At 62.5% G+C, this 23,004-nt stretch carries 20 protein-coding genes; 7 read left to right on the forward strand and 13 right to left on the reverse strand.

Translation table 11 applies throughout. The features are described from left to right. Window positions 1–43: 43 nt before the first annotated feature. On the reverse strand, window positions 44–1,105 hold the full coding sequence (locus AC0IZS_RS15775) for a CDP-6-deoxy-delta-3,4-glucoseen reductase (RefSeq protein WP_471636466.1): 1,062 nt from the start codon (window positions 1,103–1,105) through the stop codon (window positions 44–46). 43 nt (window positions 1,106–1,148) lie between these two features. Between AC0IZS_RS15775 and AC0IZS_RS15780 the strand changes: the two genes are divergently transcribed. Continuing rightward, window positions 1,149–2,096 carry an NAD-dependent epimerase/dehydratase family protein gene (locus tag AC0IZS_RS15780; RefSeq protein ID WP_471636467.1) on the forward strand — a complete coding sequence of 316 codons (948 nt, stop codon included), beginning with the start codon at window positions 1,149–1,151 and terminating at the stop codon, window positions 2,094–2,096. Window positions 2,097–2,126: 30 nt separating this feature from the next. Here the strand turns inward: AC0IZS_RS15780 and AC0IZS_RS15785 are convergent, their stop codons facing one another. The 9 genes from AC0IZS_RS15785 to AC0IZS_RS15825 form a co-directional block, all read right to left on the reverse strand. Further along, a complete protein-coding gene (locus tag AC0IZS_RS15785) occupies window positions 2,127–3,023 on the reverse strand; it encodes a hypothetical protein (RefSeq protein WP_471636468.1) in 897 nt (298 codons plus the stop codon). Window positions 3,024–3,202: 179 nt separating this feature from the next. Next, complete coding sequence (locus AC0IZS_RS15790; protein ID WP_436219207.1) at window positions 3,203–3,916, reverse strand: DUF4124 domain-containing protein; 714 nt, start codon at window positions 3,914–3,916, stop codon at window positions 3,203–3,205. Window positions 3,917–3,938: 22 nt separating this feature from the next. Next, window positions 3,939–4,823 (reverse strand): DUF4124 domain-containing protein, encoded by an 885-nt coding sequence (locus AC0IZS_RS15795; RefSeq protein WP_471636469.1) that lies wholly within the window; start codon window positions 4,821–4,823, stop codon window positions 3,939–3,941. Window positions 4,824–4,853: 30 nt separating this feature from the next. After that, the gene (locus AC0IZS_RS15800; protein WP_471636470.1) at window positions 4,854–5,375 is read right to left on the reverse strand and encodes a hypothetical protein; all 522 of its coding nucleotides are present in this window, start codon (window positions 5,373–5,375) and stop codon (window positions 4,854–4,856) included. A 284-nt stretch (window positions 5,376–5,659) separates the two neighbouring features. Further along, complete coding sequence (locus AC0IZS_RS15805) at window positions 5,660–6,619, reverse strand: chemotaxis protein (protein ID WP_057203486.1); 960 nt, start codon at window positions 6,617–6,619, stop codon at window positions 5,660–5,662. Between the two features lie 192 nt (window positions 6,620–6,811). Then, on the reverse strand, window positions 6,812–7,108 hold the full coding sequence (locus AC0IZS_RS15810; protein ID WP_471636471.1) for an antibiotic biosynthesis monooxygenase family protein: 297 nt from the start codon (window positions 7,106–7,108) through the stop codon (window positions 6,812–6,814). A gap of 65 nt (window positions 7,109–7,173) precedes the next feature. Further along, window positions 7,174–8,034 (reverse strand): LysR family transcriptional regulator, encoded by an 861-nt coding sequence (locus AC0IZS_RS15815; RefSeq protein ID WP_471636472.1) that lies wholly within the window; start codon window positions 8,032–8,034, stop codon window positions 7,174–7,176. A 14-nt stretch (window positions 8,035–8,048) separates the two neighbouring features. Further along, on the reverse strand, window positions 8,049–8,456 hold the full coding sequence (locus tag AC0IZS_RS15820; RefSeq protein ID WP_471636473.1) for a nuclear transport factor 2-like protein: 408 nt from the start codon (window positions 8,454–8,456) through the stop codon (window positions 8,049–8,051). Window positions 8,457–8,568: 112 nt separating this feature from the next. Then, the gene (locus AC0IZS_RS15825; protein ID WP_471636474.1) at window positions 8,569–9,471 is read right to left on the reverse strand and encodes a LysR family transcriptional regulator; all 903 of its coding nucleotides are present in this window, start codon (window positions 9,469–9,471) and stop codon (window positions 8,569–8,571) included. 108 nt (window positions 9,472–9,579) lie between these two features. On the opposite strand from AC0IZS_RS15825, the gene AC0IZS_RS15830 reads away from it, so the two are divergent. Next, entirely contained in the window at window positions 9,580–10,221 is a 642-nt protein-coding gene (locus AC0IZS_RS15830) for an NAD(P)-dependent oxidoreductase (protein WP_471636475.1), read from the forward strand. 1,256 nt (window positions 10,222–11,477) lie between these two features. Here the strand turns inward: AC0IZS_RS15830 and AC0IZS_RS15835 are convergent. Continuing rightward, window positions 11,478–12,200, reverse strand: coding sequence for an SDR family NAD(P)-dependent oxidoreductase (locus AC0IZS_RS15835; protein WP_471636476.1), 723 nt, complete (start codon window positions 12,198–12,200; stop codon window positions 11,478–11,480). A gap of 361 nt (window positions 12,201–12,561) precedes the next feature. Continuing rightward, window positions 12,562–16,386, reverse strand: a complete 3,825-nt coding sequence (locus AC0IZS_RS15840) for an RNA-directed DNA polymerase (RefSeq protein ID WP_471636477.1) — start codon at window positions 16,384–16,386, stop codon at window positions 12,562–12,564. A 263-nt stretch (window positions 16,387–16,649) separates the two neighbouring features. On the opposite strand from AC0IZS_RS15840, the gene AC0IZS_RS15845 reads away from it, so the two are divergent. Genes AC0IZS_RS15845 through AC0IZS_RS15855 form a run of 3 tightly spaced genes read left to right on the forward strand, consistent with a single transcriptional unit; the run spans window position 16,650 to window position 20,601 of the window. Further along, window positions 16,650–16,970, forward strand: a complete 321-nt coding sequence (locus tag AC0IZS_RS15845) for a helix-turn-helix domain-containing protein (protein WP_471639536.1) — start codon at window positions 16,650–16,652, stop codon at window positions 16,968–16,970. A gap of 34 nt (window positions 16,971–17,004) precedes the next feature. Beyond that, entirely contained in the window at window positions 17,005–19,854 is a 2,850-nt protein-coding gene (locus AC0IZS_RS15850; protein WP_471636478.1) for an HsdM family class I SAM-dependent methyltransferase, read from the forward strand. Window positions 19,855–19,863: 9 nt separating this feature from the next. Continuing rightward, window positions 19,864–20,601 carry a hypothetical protein gene (locus AC0IZS_RS15855; protein ID WP_471636479.1) on the forward strand — a complete coding sequence of 246 codons (738 nt, stop codon included), beginning with the start codon at window positions 19,864–19,866 and terminating at the stop codon, window positions 20,599–20,601. 149 nt (window positions 20,602–20,750) lie between these two features. Here the strand turns inward: AC0IZS_RS15855 and AC0IZS_RS15860 are convergent, their stop codons facing one another. Continuing rightward, a complete protein-coding gene (locus tag AC0IZS_RS15860) occupies window positions 20,751–21,161 on the reverse strand; it encodes a dihydroneopterin aldolase (protein ID WP_471636480.1) in 411 nt (136 codons plus the stop codon). Between the two features lie 220 nt (window positions 21,162–21,381). Here AC0IZS_RS15860 and AC0IZS_RS15865 point away from each other — a divergent pair, with 220 nt between their 5' ends. Both AC0IZS_RS15865 and AC0IZS_RS15870 read left to right on the forward strand, forming a co-directional pair. Next, window positions 21,382–21,654 (forward strand): hypothetical protein, encoded by a 273-nt coding sequence (locus tag AC0IZS_RS15865; RefSeq protein WP_471639537.1) that lies wholly within the window; start codon window positions 21,382–21,384, stop codon window positions 21,652–21,654. Window positions 21,655–21,700: 46 nt separating this feature from the next. Next, window positions 21,701–22,981 carry a metallophosphoesterase family protein gene (locus AC0IZS_RS15870; RefSeq protein ID WP_471636481.1) on the forward strand — a complete coding sequence of 427 codons (1,281 nt, stop codon included), beginning with the start codon at window positions 21,701–21,703 and terminating at the stop codon, window positions 22,979–22,981. The last annotated feature ends 23 nt before the right edge of the window (window positions 22,982–23,004 follow it).

Consider the following 23,004-nt stretch of genomic DNA (forward strand, 5'->3'; position numbering starts at 1 on the left):
AAAAATGGAGTGTCCACTCCAAAAAAAACGGTCTTGCCGGCTGTCAGCCGTGCTTGTCGGCCTCGGAGGTGAAGGCGTCGGCAAAGAACTCCTCGGGCGGCAGGCCGCGCTGGGCGCTGTAGGCGCCGCGCGCCGACTCGACCACAATGGGCGCACCGCAGGCATAGACCTGGTGGCCCGAGAGGTCGGCGAAATCGTCCATCACCGCCTGGTGTACGAAACCCGTGCGGCCCGTCCAGCCGTCTTCGGGCTGGGCGTCGGAGACCACGGGCACATAGCGCAGGTGGGGCATCTCGGCCACGCGCTCCTGCACCCAGTCGGCCATGTACAGGTCTTGCGGGCGGCGGCCACCCCAGTAGAGCACCGTGGGCCGCGTGCTCCCCTTGAACTGCAGGTGCTCGATCAGTGCCTTGGTGGGTGCAAAGCCCGTGCCCGAGGCGAGCAGCACGATGGGCTTGTCCGAGTCCTCGCGCAGGAAGAAGCTGCCGAACGGGCCTTCCACGCGCAGGATCTCCTTTTCCTTCATGGCGCCGAACACATGGTCGGTGAACTTGCCGCCCGCCATGTGGCGGATGTGCAGCTCGACACCCGGCGCTTCGCCCTGGGTGTGCGGTGCATTGGCCATGGAGTACGCGCGGCGCGCGCCATCGCGCAGGATGAACTCGATGTACTGCCCCGCGTGGTAGCGGAAGGTGTCGGCCGCCGGCAGTTGCAGGCGCACCTGCATCACGTCGTGCGACTTCTTCGTGAGGGTGGACACGCGCACCGGCATCTTCTTGACCGGGTAGGCGCTCTCGTCCGTCACCTGGCGTGATTCGAGCACCACATCGGTCAGGGGCTTGGCGCAACAGGTCAGCACGAAGCCGGCGGCCTCCTCGTCGGCCGAGAGCGCCTTGGACTGGTGGTTGGCGTGGAATACCGCGCCGCTGAGCTTCTTGCACTTGCAGGAGCCGCAGGCGCCATCCTTGCAGCCATAGGGCAGCCCCACGCCGCTGCGGATGGCGGCAGCCAGGATGGACTCATCGCCCTGTGCGGCAAAGGCGCGGCCGCTGGGCTGCACGGAAATCTGGAACGTGGTCGCGGGGGCCGCCTCGGCGCTGGTCATGTTGTGGGTATCCTTGGAGCTTGTCTTCTTCGCGGACCCGATTTTGCCCTCAAACCAAAGCCCCCTTGGCGCCCTGCCGGCGCGCTTTCGCCGTGAACGCCTGCTGATCGTTGGCTGTGGCGACGTGGGCCAGCGCGTGGTGCGCCAGTTGCAGACGCCCGGCGCCACGGCCCCGCGCCTGCGCGTGCTGGCGCTCACCTCCAGCCCCACCCGGGTCGACGACCTGCGCGCGCGGGGTATCACCCCCCTGCTGGGCAACCTGGACGATGCGGCCAGCCTGCGCCGCCTGTCGGGCGTGGCCACCCGGGTCATGCACCTGGCTCCGCCGCCCGGCGAGGGCGCCGGCGGCGCTGCCTGGTGGCGCGACCCCCGCACGGTGGCGCTGGCGCGCGCGCTGCGCCTGCGCAGCCGACCGGTCTCACTGGTGTACGCATCTACCAGCGGTGTGTATGGCGACTGCCAGGGCGCACGGGTGCCAGAGACCCGGGCCCTGGCCCCCGCCACCCCGCGCGCGCAGCGCCGCGTGAATGCCGAGCGTGCCGTGCGCCACCTGGGGCGCACGGGCGTGCGCGCCAGCATCCTGCGCATTCCCGGTATCTACGCACCCGACCGCGCAGGCGGCACGCCCGAGGCCCGGCTGCGCAAGGGCACGCCGGTGCTGCTGGCCGAGGACGACGTGTACACCAACCACATCCACGCCGACGACCTGGCCCGCGCATGCCTGCGTGCGCTGTGGAAGGGGCGCGCGCAGCGCATCTACAACGTCAGCGACCAAAGCCACCTGAAGATGGGCGACTACTTCGACCTGGCGGCTGACCTCTATGGCCTGCCGCGCCCGCCGCGCCTGCCGCGCAGAATGGCACAGACCGAGCTGCCGGTGGTGCTGCTGAGCTTCATGAGCGAATCGCGCCGGTTGGACAACCGGCGCATGCTGCAGGAGCTGGGGCTGCGCCTGCGCTACCCCAGCGTGGCCGAGGGCTTGCGGGCCTGAGCTTTACCGCACGCGGCCACCACCTTTCACTCAGGGCCTTTCGGCACTGTTCGACTGCTGGCGTGCGCGCCAGTCCTTGGGGTCAGGCGCATAGCTTCCAGGGGCCATCTGCGCTGGGCGTGTCTCACGGTTACGGCGTTCTTCCTCCGCGCGGCGGTCACGCTCGGCCTGCTCGCGGCGAGCCTGGTCACGCCGCTCCTGGTCCCTGCGGGATTGCTCGCGGTCCCGGTCGCGCTCTCGTTCCCGTTCTCTGTCCCGTTCCCTGTCTCGTTCACGCTCGCGTTCCTGTTCGCGCTGCTGGTGGTAGCGGCGGTCGCGCTCGATCTGGTCGCGCAGCGCGGCTTCGCGGTACTCCTGCTCCAGGCGGTCCTGTTCGCGCTGGCGCTCGCGTTCCCTGCGGTCGCGCTCCATCTCGCGCGCCATGGCCTCCATGCGCAGTTCGCTGTCGCGCCGGGCCTCTTCCTCGATGCGGCGCATGCGTTCCAGGTCCTGCGCAGAGGTGGGGCGTGCGATCGCGGGCGGCGTGCTACCGGGGTGGGGCCGGACGGTCGCGGGCGGTGGGGCCGCTGCCGAGGTCTTCGCCGCCTTCGCAGAGCTGCCCGCTGCGGCGGCTCCGGGTGGAATGGGCGAGGGGTAGCTGGCCAGGTCGACGTGCTGCAGACCTGGCAGGCCCGATGGGCGGTGCGCGCCCACGGAGGCCGTGGTGGGAGGCAGGGGCGCCGCCACCGTCGAATCCTGTACAGGTGCGGCGGCAGGGCTGGGTAGAGTCGCCGGGGTTGGCGGCGGCTGTACGGGAGAGGGATGGCTGGCCAGACGGGCTCGCTGCAGGGCGAGGGGATGTGCCGGGTAGGTGCCGCGCGGGGCGCAGGCGGCCAACGCCGCAGCGATCAGGGACAGGCATGCCAGGCGCACAGGCAAAGGGGTCATGGAGCTCCTTGGGCAATCGCCAAACTGCGGCGGTGTCCGCTCTAGACGCGCGATGGGACCGGGCGGTTGACGCCAGCGCCTGCGGTATTTGGGTGAGTGCCAGGGCCGCGCGCAGTGCCGTGCGGCGGACGTGCCTGGGAGGAGGTGGAACAGCGCAGGGCTGGGCGGCCCCGCAGGCCTCAGCAGGGCGCCTGTCCGCCGTTGGATCTGCAGACCCCGCCGGGCCCCGGGAAGCGCCCCGGGCCGTTGCGCGGATAGGTATTGCCCTGGTTGTCCGTGCAGCGGTAGTCCGAGCACTGCGTGAGGCGCGGAGGCGGCTTTTGCGGCACCGTGGGGAACGGCGCAGGGTAGCCGATGCCGTAGCGCGGCGGTACCACCACCACGCGCGGTTGTGCGGCGCGGGCGCGCTCTATCTCGGCATAGCCTTGCGGGCCCAGGCAATCGAGGTCCATCTGCCGCTGGGCGGCTTCCAGGCGCTGCCCGTGTTCCTGCGTGGAGCGTGGGCCTTCGCCGGCCAGCAGGTCGTAGTTGCGGCGCGAGCGCGCACACTCGGGAGAGCGCGCATAGTCCTGGGGTAGCGGGGCATTGGCGGCGCGTGCGCGCTGGAGGTCTGCAGCGCGCTGTGCGTCGGCCTGCGCGGCCTCATTCTCGGCCTGCAGCCGTTGCTGCTTGCGGTCCAGCGCTTCGGCTGAAAGTTGCCGGTCCAGCAGGATCTCTTCGGGCGTGCGGCGGGGCTCCACCTCGCGGGCCGCCTCGCCGCCGCTGCAGGCCCCGTCGGTGTACGTCACCTTGCCGGTGCGCGCATCGGTACAGCGGGTGACCTGGGCCTGCGCACCCAGGCACAGGCCTGCCAGGAACAGTCCGTAGAGGGCGGGTCGGAGGATGCAGGCCATGGTGTTTCGCAAGCTGCGGCCCTCAGGGGGTGGATCGCAGGCTGGCGCCGCGCCAGCCGGTCGATGTCGGACTGAGGCCGGACTGGACCGGCCGGCTTTCGTTGCGCCTGCTGTCCGCGGCGGCACGGTTGTCGCGCTCGACCTGGTCGCGCCGTGCCTGTTCGCGCTCCCGCTCCGCCTGCTGCACGCGGCGCTCCTGCTCGCGCCGGGCGATGTCATGCTCCCGGTCGCGGCGCTCGCGGTCCGCCTGCTCGCGCTGGGCCTGCTCCCGGTCGCGCTCGCGCTGCCGTTCCTTGTCCCGTTCGCGCTCGCGTTCCTGGTGGTAGCGGTGGTCGCGCTCCATCTGGTCGCGCAGGTCGGTCTCTCGGCGCAGTGCCGCCTCCCGGTACTCCTTCTCGCGCCGGTCCTGCTCACGCTGGCGCTCGCGTTCGGCATAGGCCTCCGGGCCCATGCAATCCATGTCCATGCGCCGCTGGGCGGATTCCTTGAGTGGGCCATATTCCCGCGTGGAGCGATGGTCCTGCTGGATGCGCAGCAGGTCGTAAGCACCGCGGGAGCCTGCGCACCCCGGCGAACTTGCATAGTCATACTGCCGCGGGGCATAGTCGGCGAGTGCGCGCTGCAGGTCCGCCGCACGCTGTGCATCGGATGGCGCGGCGCCATTGTCCGCCTGCAGCCGCTGCCGACTGCGCTCCAGCGCTTCGGCGTAAAACTGCTGGTAGCGCCGTACCTCGTCAGGCGCAGGACGTATCTTGACCTGGAGTGCGGCCTCGCCGTGGTTGCACACGCCATCGGTGTAGGCGACCTTGCCGGTGCGTGCATCGGTACAGCGCGTCACCTGGGCCTGCGCGCCCAGGCACAGCCAGGCCGTGCAAAGGCCAACGACAAGGTGCCGAGCCGGGATCATGGCGCGTCCTGCGGAGCGGCTAACCCTGGCTCAAGGCTGTTCCTTGCTGTTCGATTGCTGGCGTGCGCGCCAGTCATTCGGAGCAGGCGTGTAGCTCCCTGGCGCCATCTGGCCTGGGCGTGCCTCGCGATTGCGGCGTTCTTCTGCCGCGCGGCGGTCGCGCTCGACCTGGTCGCGGCGCGCCTGCTCGCGATCCGCCTGGTTGCGGCGATCCTGGTCACGGCGGGCGTTGTCGCGGTCGCGATCACGGTCCCGGTCGCGGCGTTCGCGCTCGGCCTGATCGCGCCATTGCTGCTGCGCGCGTTCACGTTCCCGCTCGCGCGCCCAGTCGCGCTCGTCGCGCCGGTTGCCGTAGTACGCCGGTGGCGGCGCCACGTACACGGGCGGTGGCGAGTGGTAGACCGGCGGCGAGTCGTAGATGATGGTCGACGAGCTCGGCGGGTAGTAGGTGGGGGCGGGTGCGTAGTACGGGTCACCCGGTACCGTGGCACAGCCAGTCAGCACGGCGCCCAGGACCGTGGCGGAAAGAACGCGGGCGATGGTATTTGTCATATGGATTCAGACTCCCGGCGGACGGGGCGCGTTCCGCGTTGCAGGTAAAGCCCCGGAAAACAACACCATGAAGGTGTTACATCCCGAAGGCGACTTACAACTTGACGTTTGAGCCCTGTGTTTGGTTGACTGGCAACCAGTGTGCCGCAGACCAATGCACTGCGAAAGCCCCCATGGGTAGGCCGAAGGCGCATTGGCGGGTAGGCCGCGTGAAATGGATCACGCAAGTGCGCAGGCGCTGCGCTCGCAGCTCTGGGGCGGCGGTGTGCCGCCGCCCGTTCCACTCACTTGGGCAACACGCGGCGGATGGTCTCCGCCAGGTCTTCGGCCACGAACTTGGCCACATAGCCATCGGCACCCACGCTGCGCACGTGGTCTTCGTTGGCCGAGCCCGACAGCGAGGAATGGATGACCACCGGCAGTCCGTGGAAGCGCGCATCCTGCTTGATGTTGCGCGTCAGCGTGAAGCCGTCCATCTCGGGCATTTCCAGGTCGGTCAGCACCATGGCCACGCGGTCCAGCACGGTCTTGCCTTCGGCTTCGGCACTCTTGGCAATCGCGTTCAATCGGTCCCAGGCCTCTTTGCCGGACTTCACCATCTCATAGGGTGCGTGCAGCACCTTGAGCTCCTGCTCGATGAGCGAGCGCGCCACGAAGGAGTCGTCGGCCGCCAGGATGATGCTGCCGGGCTTGAGCTTGAGCTTGGCGCCCACCTTCTCTTCGGTCACCTCATGGCCGTCCGAGGGGGAGACCATCTGCAGGATGGCTTCCACGTCCAGCACCTGGGCCAGGCGCGACTCGTCGGTGTTGCCGTCCAGGCGGGCGATGCTGGTCACCAGCTTGCCGGCGGCACCGCTGGTCTCGGCCGAGAGCACCTGCTTCCAGTCCAGGCGCACGATGTCTTCCACCGACTCCACGGCGAAGGCCTGGGTGGTGCGGGCGTATTCCGTCACCAGCATGATGTTCAGGCCCGTCTGGGGTTTGCAGCCCACGATGGAGGGCAGGTCCAGCACGGGGATCACCTGGCCGCGCAGGTTGACCACGCCCAGCGAGTGGGCTGTGGTGCCCGCGATGGGCGTGATGCTGGGCATGGCCACGATCTCGCGGATCTTGAACACGTTGATGCCGAAGAGCTCGGATTTGCCCAGGGCACTGTCGGTGCCCAGGCGAAACAGCAGCAGCTCGAACTTGTTGGTGCTGGTGAGGTTGGTCCGCTCGTCGATGTCCTGCTGCACTGCTTTCATGGGGATGTCCTTTGCGCGGATACGCGCGTTTACAAATTCTAGGATCAGAACGGTGTGCGCAGCACGTTAAATTGTCAGGTCGTACCCGAATGGGGTCTGCCCGCCCCCCAGCGTCGCGGCGCCGAGACATCTGCCCATGCACGCCCCATGCCAGCCCCCGCCCGGCGTGGCGCAGAGGCTCCTCTCATTGTGCTACAGGCCTGCCACCGGGCCGTAGTGCAGCACGGTGGGGAAAGGGTCATAGAAGTGGTGCAGCAAGGCTTTCCACTCCTGGTACTGCGCGGATTGGCGAAAACCCACCTCATGGTCCTCCAGCGTGGCCCAGCGCACCAGCAGCACATAGTCATCCTGGCGCTCGATGCAGCGCTGCAATTCGTGCGATTGGTAGCCCGGCATCGAGGCAATGATGCGCTGTGCCTGGGCAAAGGCCTGCTCGAAGGCACCGGTCTGGCCGGGGCGGATGGTCAATTGGGCGATTTCCAGGATCATCGGGTGGCCTGTCGGTGTGGATGCAGCCCCGGTTGTACCGCAAAGGGCACCGGTGCCAGGGCTTTCTACGCCACGCTCGACAATGGGGCCGGTGCGACCGCCCCTGCGGCCAGAACACCGAGCAGCGCCAGCATGGGCGCGTCGGACGCATCGCAGGCCAGGCCCATGTGCCGGTCGAAGGCCAGTGCCCCGTCCAGCGGCCGTACCACCGCGTGGCGCGCATGGGCAGCGTGCGATTGCGGTACCACCGCCAGGCCGATGCCGGCGTCCACCATGTGCAGCAGCAGTTCTTCGCGCTCGGCGCTGGCGCGCACCGCGAGCGCAATGCCACGCTCGGCCAGCAGGCGGATGAACGACTGGTGCAGCGGGCAGTGGGGCCACTCGATCAGCGGCAGGCCCTTGAGGTCTGCCACGCCAAAGCGTTTCTTGAAGCGCAGCGGGTGCTGCGCGGGCACCAGCATCACATAGGGCTCGCGCCACAGCGGGAAAAAGGTATCCCCGGGCGCCTTGCAATGCTCGGCCACCAGGCGCAGCCTGGCATCCTCGGCGCTGGCGGTCAGGCGGACCAGGGCCTGGGGCAGGTGCTGCTCCAGCTGCGCCAGCAGCGGCGCAGCCGGGCCCACGAGCAGGGTGTCCTGCAGGAAGACGCGCAGGGTCTCGCGCGGCGCCTCGCGGAAGTCGCGCACCATGGCGCTCGCCTCTGCCAGCAGGCTGCAGGCGCGCGGGTACAGGCGGTGTCCTTCGGGCGTGGGGGCCAGGCCGCTGCGGCTGCGCTCGAACAGCACGGCATCGAGCGCATCCTCCAGCCCCTTGATGGCCATGCTGATGGACGGCTGCGCCACAAAGCAGCGCCGCGCGGCCGCCGTCACCGAGCGTTCCTCGTAGGCGGCCACGAAGTAACCGAGCGCGCGCAGGTCAAACAGCATGGATCAAGTTCGAATCAGACCGGGGTGATGGTGGTGACGGTTTCTCGGAAATAGTCCATCTGGCCCGCCACAGAGTGGCTCATGATCCAGGTCAGGCTTTCCACCTCCCGCTGTTGTACCGCATAAAAGAAGCGCTGGTGGAACTGCGTGAGCACCCAGTCGTTGCCCAGCGGCTGGCTGTGGGTGTGCAGGATCTGCGTGCCCCGGGGGAACACCTCCACTGCCAGGCGCTGCAGCACGGCGATCAGGCCCTGCTTGTCGCGGGCCACCTGCCAACTGGTGTCGGCGCCATCGTGGTAGTGGTCGATGCGCAGGTCCACGTCGTCGGCCACATGGCCCAGCAGCGTGGGCACGTCGCCACGCGCAAAGGCGGCGATCACCTGGTCGATGGGGTGGGTGGGGGTGGCGGGGTTCGTCGTCATGGCAAGGCTCCTGGGGGAAGAAAGAAGCCGCGACTGTAGGCAGGCCCCGGCCTTCGCACAACGATGGAATTTGTGGTCCGCAGCGATAAAAAATCGATGGATCGCCGAATCTTCAGTCCAGCATGCCGGGTACCTGGCGCAGGTAGGCGTGCAGCGCCGCGATCGCCTGGCGCACCTTGGCGGGCTGGGCGTCGCGCTGGGGCGTCACGGCCCAGACGTCGAGCGTGCCCAGCTCCCACTGCGGCAGCAGGCGGACCAGGCGCCCGGTCTGCAGGGCCTCGTGCACGTCGCTGCTGCCCAGCATGGCCACGCCCAGGCCGGCCTCGCACATCTGCTGCAGCGACAACTGGTTGTTGCTGGCGATGCGCGGCTCCATGCGCAGTGCGCGCGCCTCGCCCTGGCTGTTGCGCAACTCGGCGAACATGCCCTCGCCGTCACGCACCAGGCCCAGCCAGCTGTGCGAGAGCAGCGCATCGGGGTGCTGGGGCATGCCGTGGCGCTCCACCCAGCCGGCCGAGGCGCACAGGTAGACGTTCATCGCGCACAGGCGCCGCGCTGCCCAGCTCGAATCCTGCAGCCGGCCGAAGCGCACGGCCAGGTCGATGCGCGCGTTGATGAGGTCGATGGGCGCGTCGTCCACCAGCAGGCGCAGACGCAGGGCCGGGTTGGCCGCCAGCATCTCGCCCAGGGCCGGTGCGATGTGGCGCGCAAAGCCCACCGTGGCCGACAGGCGCAGCTCGCCGCTGGGTGCATCGCGCGAGGCGGCCAGTTCCGCACGTGCCTGGTCGGCCGCCGCGCACATGGCCGCGCAGCGCGCGTGGTAGCGCTGGCCCGCCTCGGTCAGCGCCAGCTGGCGCGTGGAGCGGTGCAGCAAGGTCACGCCGCCATCGCTTTCGAGCTTGCGCACCTGCTGGCTCACGGCCGAGGTGCTCATGCCCAGGGCGCGCGCGGCGCCGCTCATCGAGCCGTGCTGCACCACGGAGGCGAACACAGCCATGCGTTTCAAGTCGTCCATAGGGCTTTTGTGAAGCTGCACTTCAAGGTGAAGGCAATTTTTGCCCTCTACCGGCTTGTTTGACAAGCCCCTATTCTCACTGCATCGACCTCAACCCAAGGAAATGACATGAACATCGCATTGATCGGCGCCACCGGATTTGTCGGCTCGGCCGTGCTCGACGAGCTGCTGCGCCGCCAGCACAAGGTGACCGCCCTGGCCCGCAACCCCGGCAAACTGGCTGCACGCGACGGCCTCACCGTGGTGCAGGCCGATGCCCAGGACGCCGCCCAGGTCGCCAAGGCCGTGGCAGGCCACGACGCCGTGGTCAACGCCTACAACCCCGGCTGGACCGTGCCCGACATCCACGACCAGTTCCTCGTCGGCACCCGCGCCATCTATGCAGGCGTCAAGCAGGCCGGCGTCAAGCGCCTGCTCGTGGTGGGCGGCGCGGGCAGCCTGTTCGTGGCACCCGGCGTGCAACTGGTGGATACGCCCAACTTCCCCGCCGAATACAAGGCAGGCGCCCTGGCCGCGCGCGAGGCCCTGAACCTGATCCGCAGCGAGACTTCGCTGGACTGGACCTTCCTGTCGCCCCCCATCCTGCTGGCCCCCGGCGAACGCACCGGCCAGTACCGCCTGGGCACCGATGCGCCGCTGATGAACGGCGAAGCCCCCGGCGGCATCAGCGTGGCCGACATGGCCGTGGCCATCGTGGACGAACTGGAGAGTCCGCGCCACTTGCAGCAGCGTTTCACCGTGGCCAACTGACCGCGGCGGGTATTCCGGGTAATTAAAGTCGTAAACACGCAAATAAAGTCATAAACAGGTCTCTAGCATCCATGCGGGTTTGCCGCCCTCTACCTGAGTCAGTCAAAGTCGTAAACAGCGTCCTGCAGTGGAGAGCCCGCCCGAGGTGACTGGGCGGGCCTTGACTAACTGCCGGTCGAAGTTGGCCAACCTTCAGGCGGCTGTCGAGTCCCGTCCGTGCTTGATGACTGACTAGTTTTTTGAGGGAGCGTGTGGCGGTATGACCGGGTCAGGTCGAACGCTCGGCCTCATCCGAAATGCGCACTCGTAGACAAGTTTTGAAACTTGCCAAGAGAGTTACGGTGATGGAGGAAGTCCGCGTTGCCAGGCCTGTTGACTACAACAAATAAAGTCCGTCGGATGAAAAGAAGGTCCGTCGGGCATTTCCTGCATTGTGGAAATCAGCGGGCTCCTGCTGCCCTCATGGCATAAGGTCGACGGTCCAAACGGCTTGACCGGAGCTATTGCACCGAAGGCAGCAAGCTGGAGCCTTCAAAGGGCCAAGCGCCAGTAGTGATCGCGGCCCAGATGGCGTCACTCACATCCTCCGAGACTTGAACGAGGCCTCGGACTGCGTTTAGCAGCATGAGCGACCTCAGCAGTTGGTCTTCCTCAGGTGGATTGCACAGCTGGTAGCTCCGCCCTGACTCCGTTTTGACTATTGCCCTGGGCAGGTCTATGGCTTGCAGTAAGGAGGTGATACGCAGTGACCCCGAATCAAGTTGGGCGGCAATGTGCAGGGTTCCATTGCCCCGCCGCAGGATCCGCCAGTGGTGCAGTTGGACCTCAGGCTGCGAAAGGATATCCGGCGCCGGACGTTCGTTGACAAGGTGAAGCTCCATGATGAACCTCGTTGTTCGTCTAGAGACAAGCAGGATAGCAAAGCCACTGCGTGCACCCAAGGTGTCCCTCGAAAGCCATGATTGGGCAGCGTTGGACGCACTTCAACAGGTAGGACCTGCAGCCCGCGCTCTGTCTTGCCTAGGAATTAGGCACTCCGTCAGGACCCGCGCCGGTGCAGGCTCTGCAGGACATACTACGGAGATATCCACAGGTTCATCCACGGCTTGAGTGGACATTCTTCTGTGGCAAGGCTGTTTGGCCGTAAGCGGCCAGCGATGCTATCCTGATCGGTAGCTGCTCCCCAGCTCCAACGCCGGACTTCAGCAGCCGGCCAAGAGCGGCCGGGGGGTACTTCTGGAGCGGAGGTTCTTGGATTAGACCCCATGGTCTCCAACTTCATAGCGCGCGCCATAGGAGAGCGATGGTAATTCGAGGATACGACAGGCAGCAGCGGCGACTATCGCGGGCGACACGAGTGCACCTTGTCCCTTTCGCTTGATAAAACGCTCGATCTCCGGGAAATCAGATGCCGACGAACCACGGATGAGGGCTTGCATGTCGGTGTCAATGACGCCGGGGTCAATGTTGACTGGAATGAATGGGTGAGGCTCGGCCTGCTGCTCAAGGGCCAGTGCGCGGATGTAGTTCTCCATACCCGCCTTCGCTGCACAGTACAGCGACCAGCCCGCATAGCCTTTCTGTGCTGCTCCTGACGAAATATTGGCCAGTACCTTTCGGCATTCGGTAGCTTGGAAGTGAGCCACAATTTCTGTCAAGACGAGAATCGCGGACGTGAAGTTCGTATTCAGATTGCCCAGTATTGCGTCTCGGTGTTTGCGAGAGGCCGGACCGATCGGGTCGAGCGTTCCGGCATTGTTGATGACAAGTAGTTCTTCTATGTGTCCGTCGCCAAGCAAGGCGAGTGCGGCAGCTACGATTTGTTGGCTGCCACTCGGTGAGGAAAGATCTACTCTCACCGAATAGATGTGAGGAGCGCTACGAGAAAACTCAAGGACGCGGTAGCCGCGCCCAGCAAGCGCTTCGCAGAGCGCGAGGCCAAGGCCCTTAGAGCCACCAGTCAGTATTGCCAGACGCATGATGGGATGCTGGTTTGGGGCCTATCTTTGATTCAAACCGGCAGAACATCGAATACACGTATTGCCAGTCGTGAAACATACTCGCATGCTTCTTCCGAAAATTGTTTGCATCCATCAGGTGATCCAGGCTGGCGGGCCGGTGATCAGGCACGACAAACCCGACCAAGGCCGAACATCCTGCCGCCCGTGTTCAGATGAGACTTTGTGGATCCCTCGTAATTTTGTCCACTGTAAGCTCTTTGCCGCCCTGAGACATCGTAGCCGGAACTTGAGCAGGCTTCACGCGACGAGCGTAATTGAGGTCTGTCTGGTGGGTACCCGCGTGGTTTGCTAACAGAGAGGTGTTTCGCGAATTACCGATCTACTTACGATGCAAACCGGCAGGCGGCGCCTTGCCGATGCGCTCCTTTATCTTCTTCCATTTCTCTACACCTGGTTGGGCTGCCTCAAGCTCTGGCCCAAAATCCTCTAAGCGCACGTCGAAAACGGATATCGCTAGTTGATTGCCTCCGTGTGAATGCGAAATTAGCCGTTGATGTTCCTTGTCGTAGGGCGCTTGAGCGGTTGACCCTCCAAACTCCCCGATGTTTGCGATCAAGATGTGTTGGTACATGTGATACCTCAGGGCGGCGACCATGCCATCGAAGGTCTTGACGTCCTTGTTCATCGCTGAGACAACGTACATGTGACTTTCGTTGCGAAGGTCCGCCGCGAGCGAAAGATCGGTTGCGTCAAAGCAGATTGAGCCCGTTAACCGGTATGGCTTCTTCGACGCATTGGTCGGGTCGCGAAGTTCAACGATGACTTGATACGGTCGCCACGGCTTTATCCCCAATGCATGCTCCTCAGGGGTGAGGTTGAGCTTTCCTTGGTCAACCTCCACCCACGACCGCCGGCCTGCTCGCCGCTGCGGGACCAGCCATCTAGCGGCATTGATAGGTTCATTGCTTACAGGCTCTTGAGCGGACAACAATCCATAGAACAACATGGCTCCGGTGGCATCTGAGAACCCCCGCATGAGGTCCTGGTCGTCTACATGAATGCTCAGCTCTGGAAAAACGACCAGGTCGAAGTGCGGTTTGTCCGACTTTCCGAGAACATAGTCGCGTGCAGTGAGGTGTTTGTGTGTGAGGTGCAGCAAGGCGGCGGTATGGTTGCGATGCTTTTCGCGGTAACCGGCAACTTCAAGGCCTGACAACCCATCGTTGAAGTGATGATGGAGAGGCATTAGACCCTGAACCATTGCAACGCGCAGGCCACGGGTGGCATCAAGTGGCCACTCCACAGGGTAGCGATAGATCGGCAGCTGGCTGCTGCCACCGTAGAGAGCCTTCTGTGCTTCCAGACGCCCCCTAATAACGCGGCTAAAGTCTCGCCGCGTTGCGATGATGGAAGCCTCCTGGTCTTGCCGCTCGGCCACGCCCGGCCATCGCAAGAGATGCAGTAAGAGGTCAGAGAACCAGGGTGTTATAGCTGCAGTGGTACCTCTCAGACCTTCTGCGGAGTGCAGCATTCCCATTCGGCGCTTTTGCCATGTGCTCTTGAGGCCGTTGTACCAGCCCGTGTCTTCGCTTGCGAGCCAGTGACGCGCGGTGAAGTCTGGTTCCCCTGTCGCCGCGGCTCTCAGCAAACGACCGAAAGCATACATCCAGGCATCTTGTGGCGGACACCACGCAGGAGTGTCATAAGTTCCGTCCGACGTCTTCAGTGTCTCGGTGGCCTGTGCTTCAAGCGTCGCGAGGTTGGGGTTACTCAACATCCGCCAGTCGTCTGACCGGATCTGAACATTCAACGGTGTGAGCAGCTCGGGTTCAGATGTTCGTATCGATTTCGAATTTCCTAGGGCCTCCGCAAGTTTAAGCAGCGCATTCTCTTGGCTAAAAATTTGTGAGGGATGAGTTATGACCGTTAGAAGCGGCAACCATTTCTTTGTTGGAATAGGGGCGTCGCCGTCGGACCAGCGGCACTCCTCAAACCTCCTCAGGTGCTTGGGCGCCCACTCGATCAACGACGCCATAGCATTGCGTTTTGACTTCAGCAAATGCCTCAGCAGTGATGGCGAATTCTGGGACACGATCAGCCATGCCCTAGAGATTTGCTTTCTTTGCCAAGCATCGCCATAGTTGATGAACCAGCGCACATAGTGTGTTTCATCCCCGAAAAGCTGATGCCCGACTAACGAAACGACGACTTCCTCTTCGGCGGTGACGCCCTCTGCGAAAGACTTTGCCCGGCCGAACATGTGCAAGGCCCTATGGAATCGGAGCTCCGGCGCACCATCGGGCAGCGCTGCGGCTTGTCGAACCGATGCCAGAAAGAGGCTGGCTTGTTGTTGGACGTACCAGGGCACTTCACTGATAGTAAGCGCGCGTGTTGCGAGATCAGCTAGCGCGGACCGGTAGCCATCCACCTCTGCGCTGTCGAAGATCTGGTCCTTCATGGCCTCCCGTCCGGTCTCGGTGGCTCCTGCCCTGAATAGATCTGCAAGAATGTAGAACGCAACTCTGCGCCCAAACTCTGAATCGTATCTGGCGCTTTGCAGCTTGCTTAGAAGTGCTTCCTCCACGGGTTTCAGGAGCTCAATGCTAGGCCATAGATCGAGCGCATATCTGAGCACCTGCACCAGGGATGGATTCATAGCCCATGCTGACACTAATCGCCGCGAAGCGGCCTGGAAATCATGTCGCAAAGCATCGATCGCGCGCTCTCCATCGAGTGTTTCCGTCGGATCCGTCATCCCCCGCCGTTGACGTAGGGAGCGTACCAAACGATAGGCCGAAAAACGCGTGAGCGTATCGTCTCTCACTTCGTGCTTCAGCGAAGCTACGGTCGCCAGACGAAGGCTTCCCAATCCTGGCTTGACCTCTTCGATGAGACCAAGCTCGGCCAAGGACAAGAGGCCGTTGAGGCCTGCTTCCGCCTGGCGCAGAGAGTCCAAATCGAACGGACCGCTCAGTTGCTGCTGAAGCGCCTTCATGCGGGCCCCTATCCCAGACTCGGTGCCGATCTCAACAAGAGATTCCAGCTGGGTTTTGTCTTGGTTCAGCCGCAAGGGGCTACCGCTGGAACTGGATGGCGTTGTGTGCTTATCGAGCAGGCCTTGAACCCATGCGCTAATTTCTCTGCCAAGTTTCGCAAGGCCATGCGGCGCATCCTCGGCGCTATCGACTGAAATGACGAGCTTCAGGTCGTCCACATAGCGACAGTAGTCATGAACCCGGAAGGTCTTTCCGCGAGGCTTGCGGTCAATGAAAGCGCCCAACGCGCGGTCGAAGTCGAGGAGGTAAGCATTTGCGAAGAAGCCGCTCGCAACCAATCCTTGGGGGAGCCCACGGGGAAGCTTGCCTTCCCGGAACAGTGCTTGCAAGAGGTGGTCCTCATCTCGCCATTCAAAGGTCAATGACCGCCGTGTCGTTTCCCAGAATGCATTGTCTGCGGGCAATCGGTGTTCCTCAGAATTGTTGCGGAAAGTGCGATAAGCAGCTTCCAACTTTTTCACCAGCAACGGTATGTCGATGTTGTCGAAGAAGGCGCTAAGGTCGAGGCTGACAATGAACACCTTGCCGTCCGCGTCGACTTCCACCCCTTTGGCGACTGTCAGAGGTCTTTCGACATACTTTTGGTAGTCTTGGAAATACCTGCTGTAGGTGTTCGAGTTGCCCCATGCGAACGATGCAATGGTGTGGTCGTTGTTCCAATTGCAGAAGAGGCGGTTACCATAGCTGTAGACTTTTTTCTTCGCAGCGGTCTCCGAAGGAAGGGACGTGTCACCCTGCGCTGATTCGATGCAGTCCGCGAGGCACAGCATGACAGCCGTGGCAACCGTTTGCTCCCGCACCCCGATGTGAGCCAGTGGACGCAATACCGGCGCTGGGTCGCTTTCGGCCAGCCTCGGCTGCCACCCACCTTGTGACTCAGATCGGAAACACCACAACGCATTTTTCGGTGCGGGAACGAGCCATGCAGGAGATGTCTTGTAGTCGCCTTTCGCAATATCGGCGGACCACTCGGCTAGATTTTCGGAAAGGCAAATTCCAGAGGCGTCAAGCTCCAAAACGTCGGCATACCAGTTGTGCCGCCGAATGAATGTGTGTGTCTTCTTCCAAGCTTGAGCAAGAACTACTTCGTCTTGAAGCGTTTTTGTTGTTGGGTCCAACCTGTCGTACCGCGAATCCACAACGCTCATAAGAAGCCCTCAATTAAACTATGGAGGAGAATATACAGATAGTTACTAAATAACTAGAGAAAAACGGTCGGCGCGCTGAATCTTCAGCAACTCGTCCCTCAGCGGGTCATGGGGACTGTTTTTACTGGAAGTTAAATGCGCTCAGAGCCCTCCTTATGTATACCTGTTCGGGTATAATTGCGATACCGAAGTACTTGCGAATAGATGGAGTGGCGATGACTCAACCGCAAAGAACGTCGATCAGGTCGAAAAGAAGCGAGCTGATGACGCATGGGGACGCCACTACTGGCCGCTGGATTCGCTCGACGGTGATCAGTCCTAGCGACGCTGAAGAGCCGGCGGCAAAAGCAGTTCTTGCTGCCAAGCTGAACCTGCTGCTCGACAGGCGTGGGCTTAGCCAAACAGAAGCCGCCCACCTTACCGGAATGACTCAGCCCAAAATTTCCCAGGTGCGACGTTACAAGCTGCAGAATATTTCGCTCCAGCGCCTCATGCAGGCACTCGTTTCGCTGGATCAGTGCGTCGAGATCTTGGTGCGGCCGGCTCGCGCAGACCGCTCAGCCGGCATTTCGGTGGCACTGTGAGTCACATAGTAGCTATGCATGGCGCGAGGGTGGAATGCTGAACGAAGCTGGCTGTACTCCCTGGTGGGACTGCCTGGACGTGGCCGACGGTTCTGTGGAAGGTCTCGTTCATCTCGCATCCTATCAGCGCGAGAATCGGCCTCCGGAAGAGGTGGTTCTGATGGAGAAGGCGCGCGAGTACGGCGCACAAGCAGTTTTCTTTGAAGGCAGCCGCAACGGGAGGAGCCCGGTGCCGCAGGCTTTCGTATTCGTCGCTGCTGGTCCGGAGCAAGACCTTGAGTTCGCGGCAATCCATAAGAAGCTTTGGAACTGGGGTGGAGTTCCGCTGATTTATCGCAAGCTTCCAGGGCAACTGCAGCTCTTTCGATGCGCTCACGGTCCCGATTTCATTTCTCCCTCTGGAGAACTTGTATGTAAGCCCATCAGCACGCTGGGCTTGGCTTCAGCAATCGCAAGCGACCCATGGTGGAACGCAGAGCGACTTCGCAATGGAACTCTGTGGGACGACAATGCGGTTTGCAAAGTACTTTTGTCGCCAACTAAGTCCGCGCATAAAAGGCTCATCAAGGCGATCGAAGAGCTGAGCGAGGAGTTGAATGATGAAGGAATACTCCTTAAGCATCTGCGTCGCAAGCTGCTGATCCTGTCGCTCCTTGTCGCGTACCTTGAGCAGCGAGAAGTCTTCAAGGATGGCTATTTCTCGCGCTTCCTGCCAGGGGCAGAGAGGTTCTTCCAGGTACTTGCCAGCGGACCGGCGCTCGTGGCACTGCTCGGGGACCTCGAAAAGCGGTTCAATGGGCACGTCTTCTCCTTTACCAATGCCGATCTGGAACGACTCAGAAGTAGTCAACAGCTCAGCAAGTTTTCACGACTCATTGAAAGCCGCGAGGAGCTTGGCGGCCAACTCACTCTTTGGGAGCTGTACTCGTTTAAGGATTTGCCTGTCGAGCTGATCAGCCACATCTATCAGATGTTTGTGCAGGACAGCGGAAGCTCTGTCTACACACCGCCGTTCATGGTTCGGCTGATGCTTGAAGAGGCAATGAGTTGGGAGCGGCTGGACCGTCTTCATGAGCGAGCCGAGATTGTTCTGGATCCAGCCTGCGGTTCGGGCGTTTTCTTGGTGGAGGCCTACCGACGGCTTGTTTTGCATTGGCGAAGTCGGAACGGGTGGCAGAAGCCAGGCGTCGCGGTACTCAAGAGCCTGCTCAGGTCTGTGCACGGCATTGACCGTGAGGAAGGTGCGATTGAACTGGCTGCGTTCAGCCTGTGCCTTGCGCTTTGCGATGCGCTCGAGCCAGAGGCTATCCGCTCAAGCATCAAACTCTTTCCACAGTTGGCAGGTAAGACGTTGCGTCACTCCTGCTTCTTTGAGGCGAAGGAGCAGGGGCTCATCGAGGGGCCAGTGGGCATCATCCTCGGAAATCCGCCTTTTACCTCGAGACTGAGCACTCCAGGAGCGGAACGCAGCTACGAGCGCTACAACGCGGAAAACGGGAAACTGCCAGATAAGCAGATTGCTTACCTGTTTCTTCATGAAGCGATGGAGCTGGTGGCAGAAGGTGGCGTGCTGAGCATGCTTCAGCAGTACAACTTTCTCTACAACCAGCAGTCTCTTCAGTTCCGCCGCGACTTCATGAAGCGCTGGGACGTCAGGGAGATACTCGACTTCATTTCCGTCCGAGGCCTTTTCCAAAAGGGTAAGGCAGACACGAAGGTCGTGATCGTTGTTGCAGAGTCCAGGTCTGCGAGCGCCGGTCGAAAGATATTACACGCAACGATCCGACGCAGCAGCCGCTCAGATGCAGAGCAAGGGTTCGACCTCGACTACTACGATCTACACTGGATTCCTCGAGAAATCGCACTGACCAATGACCGCGTGTGGCGAGCCAACCTGCTTGGCGGCGGGCGCATGCTGGGACTAGCCGACCGGTTGGGAGGTTTTCGTACTTTAGGTGAATTTGCGAACGAAAAGGGGTGGGATGCCGGCGAGGGCTTCATCGAAGGTAAGAGTGGTACCTTGGTGCCAGCCGACTACATCACCGGCAAGAAGTATCTGCCATCTGAAGCGCTGACCAAAGACGGGATCGACGCCAGCCAAATAGCCACTGCAACGCCCAAACTGTTCAATCAGCGCAGGCCCAAAAGCCGGTACACGCCGCCCATGCTGTTAGTGCGAGAGCACATGGATGTTCACCACGGGCTTTGGACAAAGTCAGGCCTTACTTATGGGCAGCAAATTGTGGGCTTTTGCGCGCCCAGCCGCGACCTCCCAGAACTGCAAAAAATCGACCGCTGGATTGCGACGCAACGCCGAGTTCTGCAGGCCTATGTAGCGCTAGTTAGCCCTCGGCTATTTGTTCAAAAGGCTACCGCGCTTCAAGCAGACGACGTTTTTTCGATCCCATACCCCGAACAAGGAGGCGTCGATCTCAGTTCGAACGAAGCGATCCTAGTCGATGACATCGTGGACCACTACCGCGATTTGGTTCGGTTGGGCGAGGACTCTGAAGTGATGAAGAGCAGCGCGCGCAGTTCTGTAGAGGCATTCACCGACGTCTTCAAGCGCCAGGTAGATGCCGTGTACGGGAAGATGCCGCTACGAGTTCTCAACCCGCAGCACTGGCCTGGAGTTATTTGCCAGCCTTTCTCGTTTGGTTCCGGTCAGATCGACTGGGTAGGCGCAGACGCACTTCGCGGGAAACTTGAGTCGTTGCTGCGTGATGGGCAAGGGCAATCGCTTCAGGTAACTCGAATCGCACGCATATACGACGGCAATTTCATCTTTCTCCTTAAGCCGGACCGCAAGCGTTTCTGGCTGCGTTCCGTGGCTTTGCGCGATGCAGACGAGACGCTGGCGGACCTTCGGGACCAAGGATTTTGATTCCCAACCATGTTGGCAGACTCCTTTGATCGATATGTCCAGATTGGCTCATTGCAGCCGGGCATCCATCTGCCTTCGGAGTCATTGGTCCGGCTGATCGACTTCATCGCCGCGGAGTTGCCTCGCTGGAGGGACAGCCCTGATCGAAAAAGCCAGACTGCGGAAACCGCACTGACGTCCCAGCTCTGCGGCCATCTCAATGTCGCTGCTCGCCTCTCAAACGGGTGGGACATTCTGCAGTTTCGAGTCGAAGAACCGGATGAGCAAAGACGTGGCCGAAAAATTGACCTAGTTGCCTCGCCTTGCGGCCCAACGCTCTGGATCGGCGGCCGCCGATGCACCCATTTCGACTCGCTGTTGCCCATAGAGTGCAAGCGTCTGCCGATTCCCAGAGATGGGCGCCGTGATGAGCGCGAATACGTGGTCGATAGAAAGGCTACGACTGGAGGCATCCAGCGATTCAAGGCGGGCAATCATGGTGCGGAGCATCGTCTTGCCGCCATGATCGGGTATGTGCAAGCGGATTCGTCAACTGTGTGGCATGACCGCTTAAACTCTTGGATCGCAGATCTTGATGCCACCAAGGAACACGGCTGGTCCTCTGCGGACCTGATCCGAAGCCAGAAACTAGAAAGCCCAGATGGCTTAGCTTTGTTTCAGTCCCAGCATGCGCGGGCTAGAGATTTGGGGAACATCGACATCAGGCATCTATGGATAGACATGAACATGGCATCGAGGCCGGCTTGAGCGGCTCATAGAGCAACTACTATCTTCGGTTCCTGCCGATCCATCACGCGCATTCAACGCCACTCTGCTCAAGCCTCTCCCGTAATCGCAGATGGGCGCCACACGGACCCCAGACGTGACATCGAACCGTTTAGTTGCGTGTCAGCTAGTCATGGCAGAGGCTTGGCACGAAAGGCTTCGACTCCTACTCCATCGCACTCTCGGTAGATGCGAAGCTTTTGCATTTGCACCCGTGCGGCAACAACATCGTGCTCCGCAAGCAGCCTTGTAAGGATATCGTCGCATACCGTTTCTTGCAGCTCAACGTGATCGCCAGAGGTCGCGTTCCTGACTGCATGTCGCATGATGTTGTACTCGACGACCTCTTCAACATTGTCTGCTTGTGGCGAGCTCTTAACCAAAGGCACGTAGACGTCTATGTCGAACTGGACGCGCTGCGCGACCGTTCTCTCGTCATCATTCGCGCCAATCTTCAGGTCAATGACCATCGCGCGCAAAAACATGCGCCGACAGTTCCAGCGGAGCCATTCAAGTGTTAGCGAGGTGGACTCGGTTTCCATATGTGCTGGTTCCAGTGTTGGCGCAGGAGTCGGATGGATTGTGATTATGCTGGCTGCGGATTCCCATCTAGACGACCCTTTTGGAGTCAGTGGGTCAGCCCCGAGTGGGAATCAACAGCACTGCGGCTGTCACTTTCGCGAGTGAAGAATGGACGCGCATTCAACGGATACGCCCAGAGATCTGATGCTGTGATTTCATCCAGTCATGCACAATCGCTGTATGGAACTCGACCAGATAGCCATCGCCCTGTTCGGCGCCCTCGCCGCTTGGCTGTCCCAGGCCCGCAGCGAGAAGCTGCGGCGCTGGGCCTGCATCTTCGGCATGCTGGGCCAGCCCGCCTGGTTCTACGCCGCGTGGAAGGCGGACCAGTGGGGTATCTTCCTCGTGAGCGTGATCTACCTGGGCGCCTGGATGCGTGGCGTCTGGGTCCACTGGATCGCTCCACCGCCTGATTCGTGCGTCGGCACCATCCAGATCGTCCCGCGCAAGTGAGGCAGTCGCTCAGTCCGGCCGTGGGCAATCAACAAGAGACTCGCTTGTGAAATTCATCCACACCGCAGACCTGCACCTGGACAGCCCCCTGCGCGGACTGTCCTCCTATCCCGATGCCCCCGCCGAGCGCCTGCGCACCGCCACGCGCGATGCCTTCGAGCGCTTGGTCACGGTGGCCATCGACGAGAAAGTGGACTTCATGGTCATCGCCGGCGACGTCTACGACGGCGACTGGAAGGACTTCAACACCGGGCTCTTCTTCGTACGCCAGATGGGCCGCCTGCGCCAGGCTGGCATCCCCGTGTACCTGCTCTACGGCAACCACGATGCCGACAGCGAGATGACCAAGGGCCTGGAACTCCCGGACAACGTCCACGCCTTCGCCTCGCGCAAGGCCGAGACCTTCCGCATCGAGCCGCTCAAGGTTGCCCTGCATGGCCGCAGCTTCAAGGTGGCCGCCACCACGGAAAACCTGCTCCCTGGCTACCCCATGCCCATGGCCGGCTGGCTCAACATCGGCGTGCTGCACACCGCTCTCGAAGGCAACAACGAGCATGCCAAGTACGCCCCATGTTCCGTGGCCGAGTTGCAGGCCAAGGGCTACCAGTACTGGGCCCTGGGCCATGTGCACGAGCACTGGATCGAGCGCGGTGACACCACCATTGCTTACCCGGGCAACCTGCAAGGCCGCCACATCCGCGAGACTGGCCCGCGCGGAGCACTGCTGGTCAGCGCCGAAGGAGGCGAGATCACCGAGGTCGAACGGGTCGAAGTCGACGTTCTGCGCTGGCACGCCTTGGCCATCGATGTCAGCGCCTGCAAAGACTTGCGCACCGCCGTCCGGCTGGCGGGCCAGGCCATGGAGGACCTGCTCACCAGCTCGCCTGCCGGCCTGCCCTTGGCGGTCCGAGTGAGCTTCACGGGCCAATCCGAGACCCACGCGGCGCTGGCCAGCGACGAGGGGCAACTGCGCCAGGAGATGATCGCCCAGGCCGTGGCGCTCGACCCCGACCGCATCTGGATCGAGAAGGTGCGTGTCGACACCACGGCGCCAGCGACACAGGCCGCCGGCCTGGAGGGCGAAGCCCAGGACGCGCTCAACGCGCTGCAGGAGCTGGCCGCTTCTGCCCACGCGGATCCGGAATTCCTGCAGTCGCTCCAGGCCGACTGGCAAGCCATGCTGGAAAAGCTTCCGCACGACGTGCTGCAGGCATCCCTCGAACTCGCAGAGCTTCGCCAGGCGGAGTCATCGCTCATTGCCGAGCGGGTCCGCCAGGCCACCCCCGTACTCATGGCACGGGTAGCTGGCGCCAGCGCCGCAGCCTGACCTCACCTCCCAGCTCGACACCT

This window comes from Acidovorax sp. AC410, from assembly GCF_979253235.1.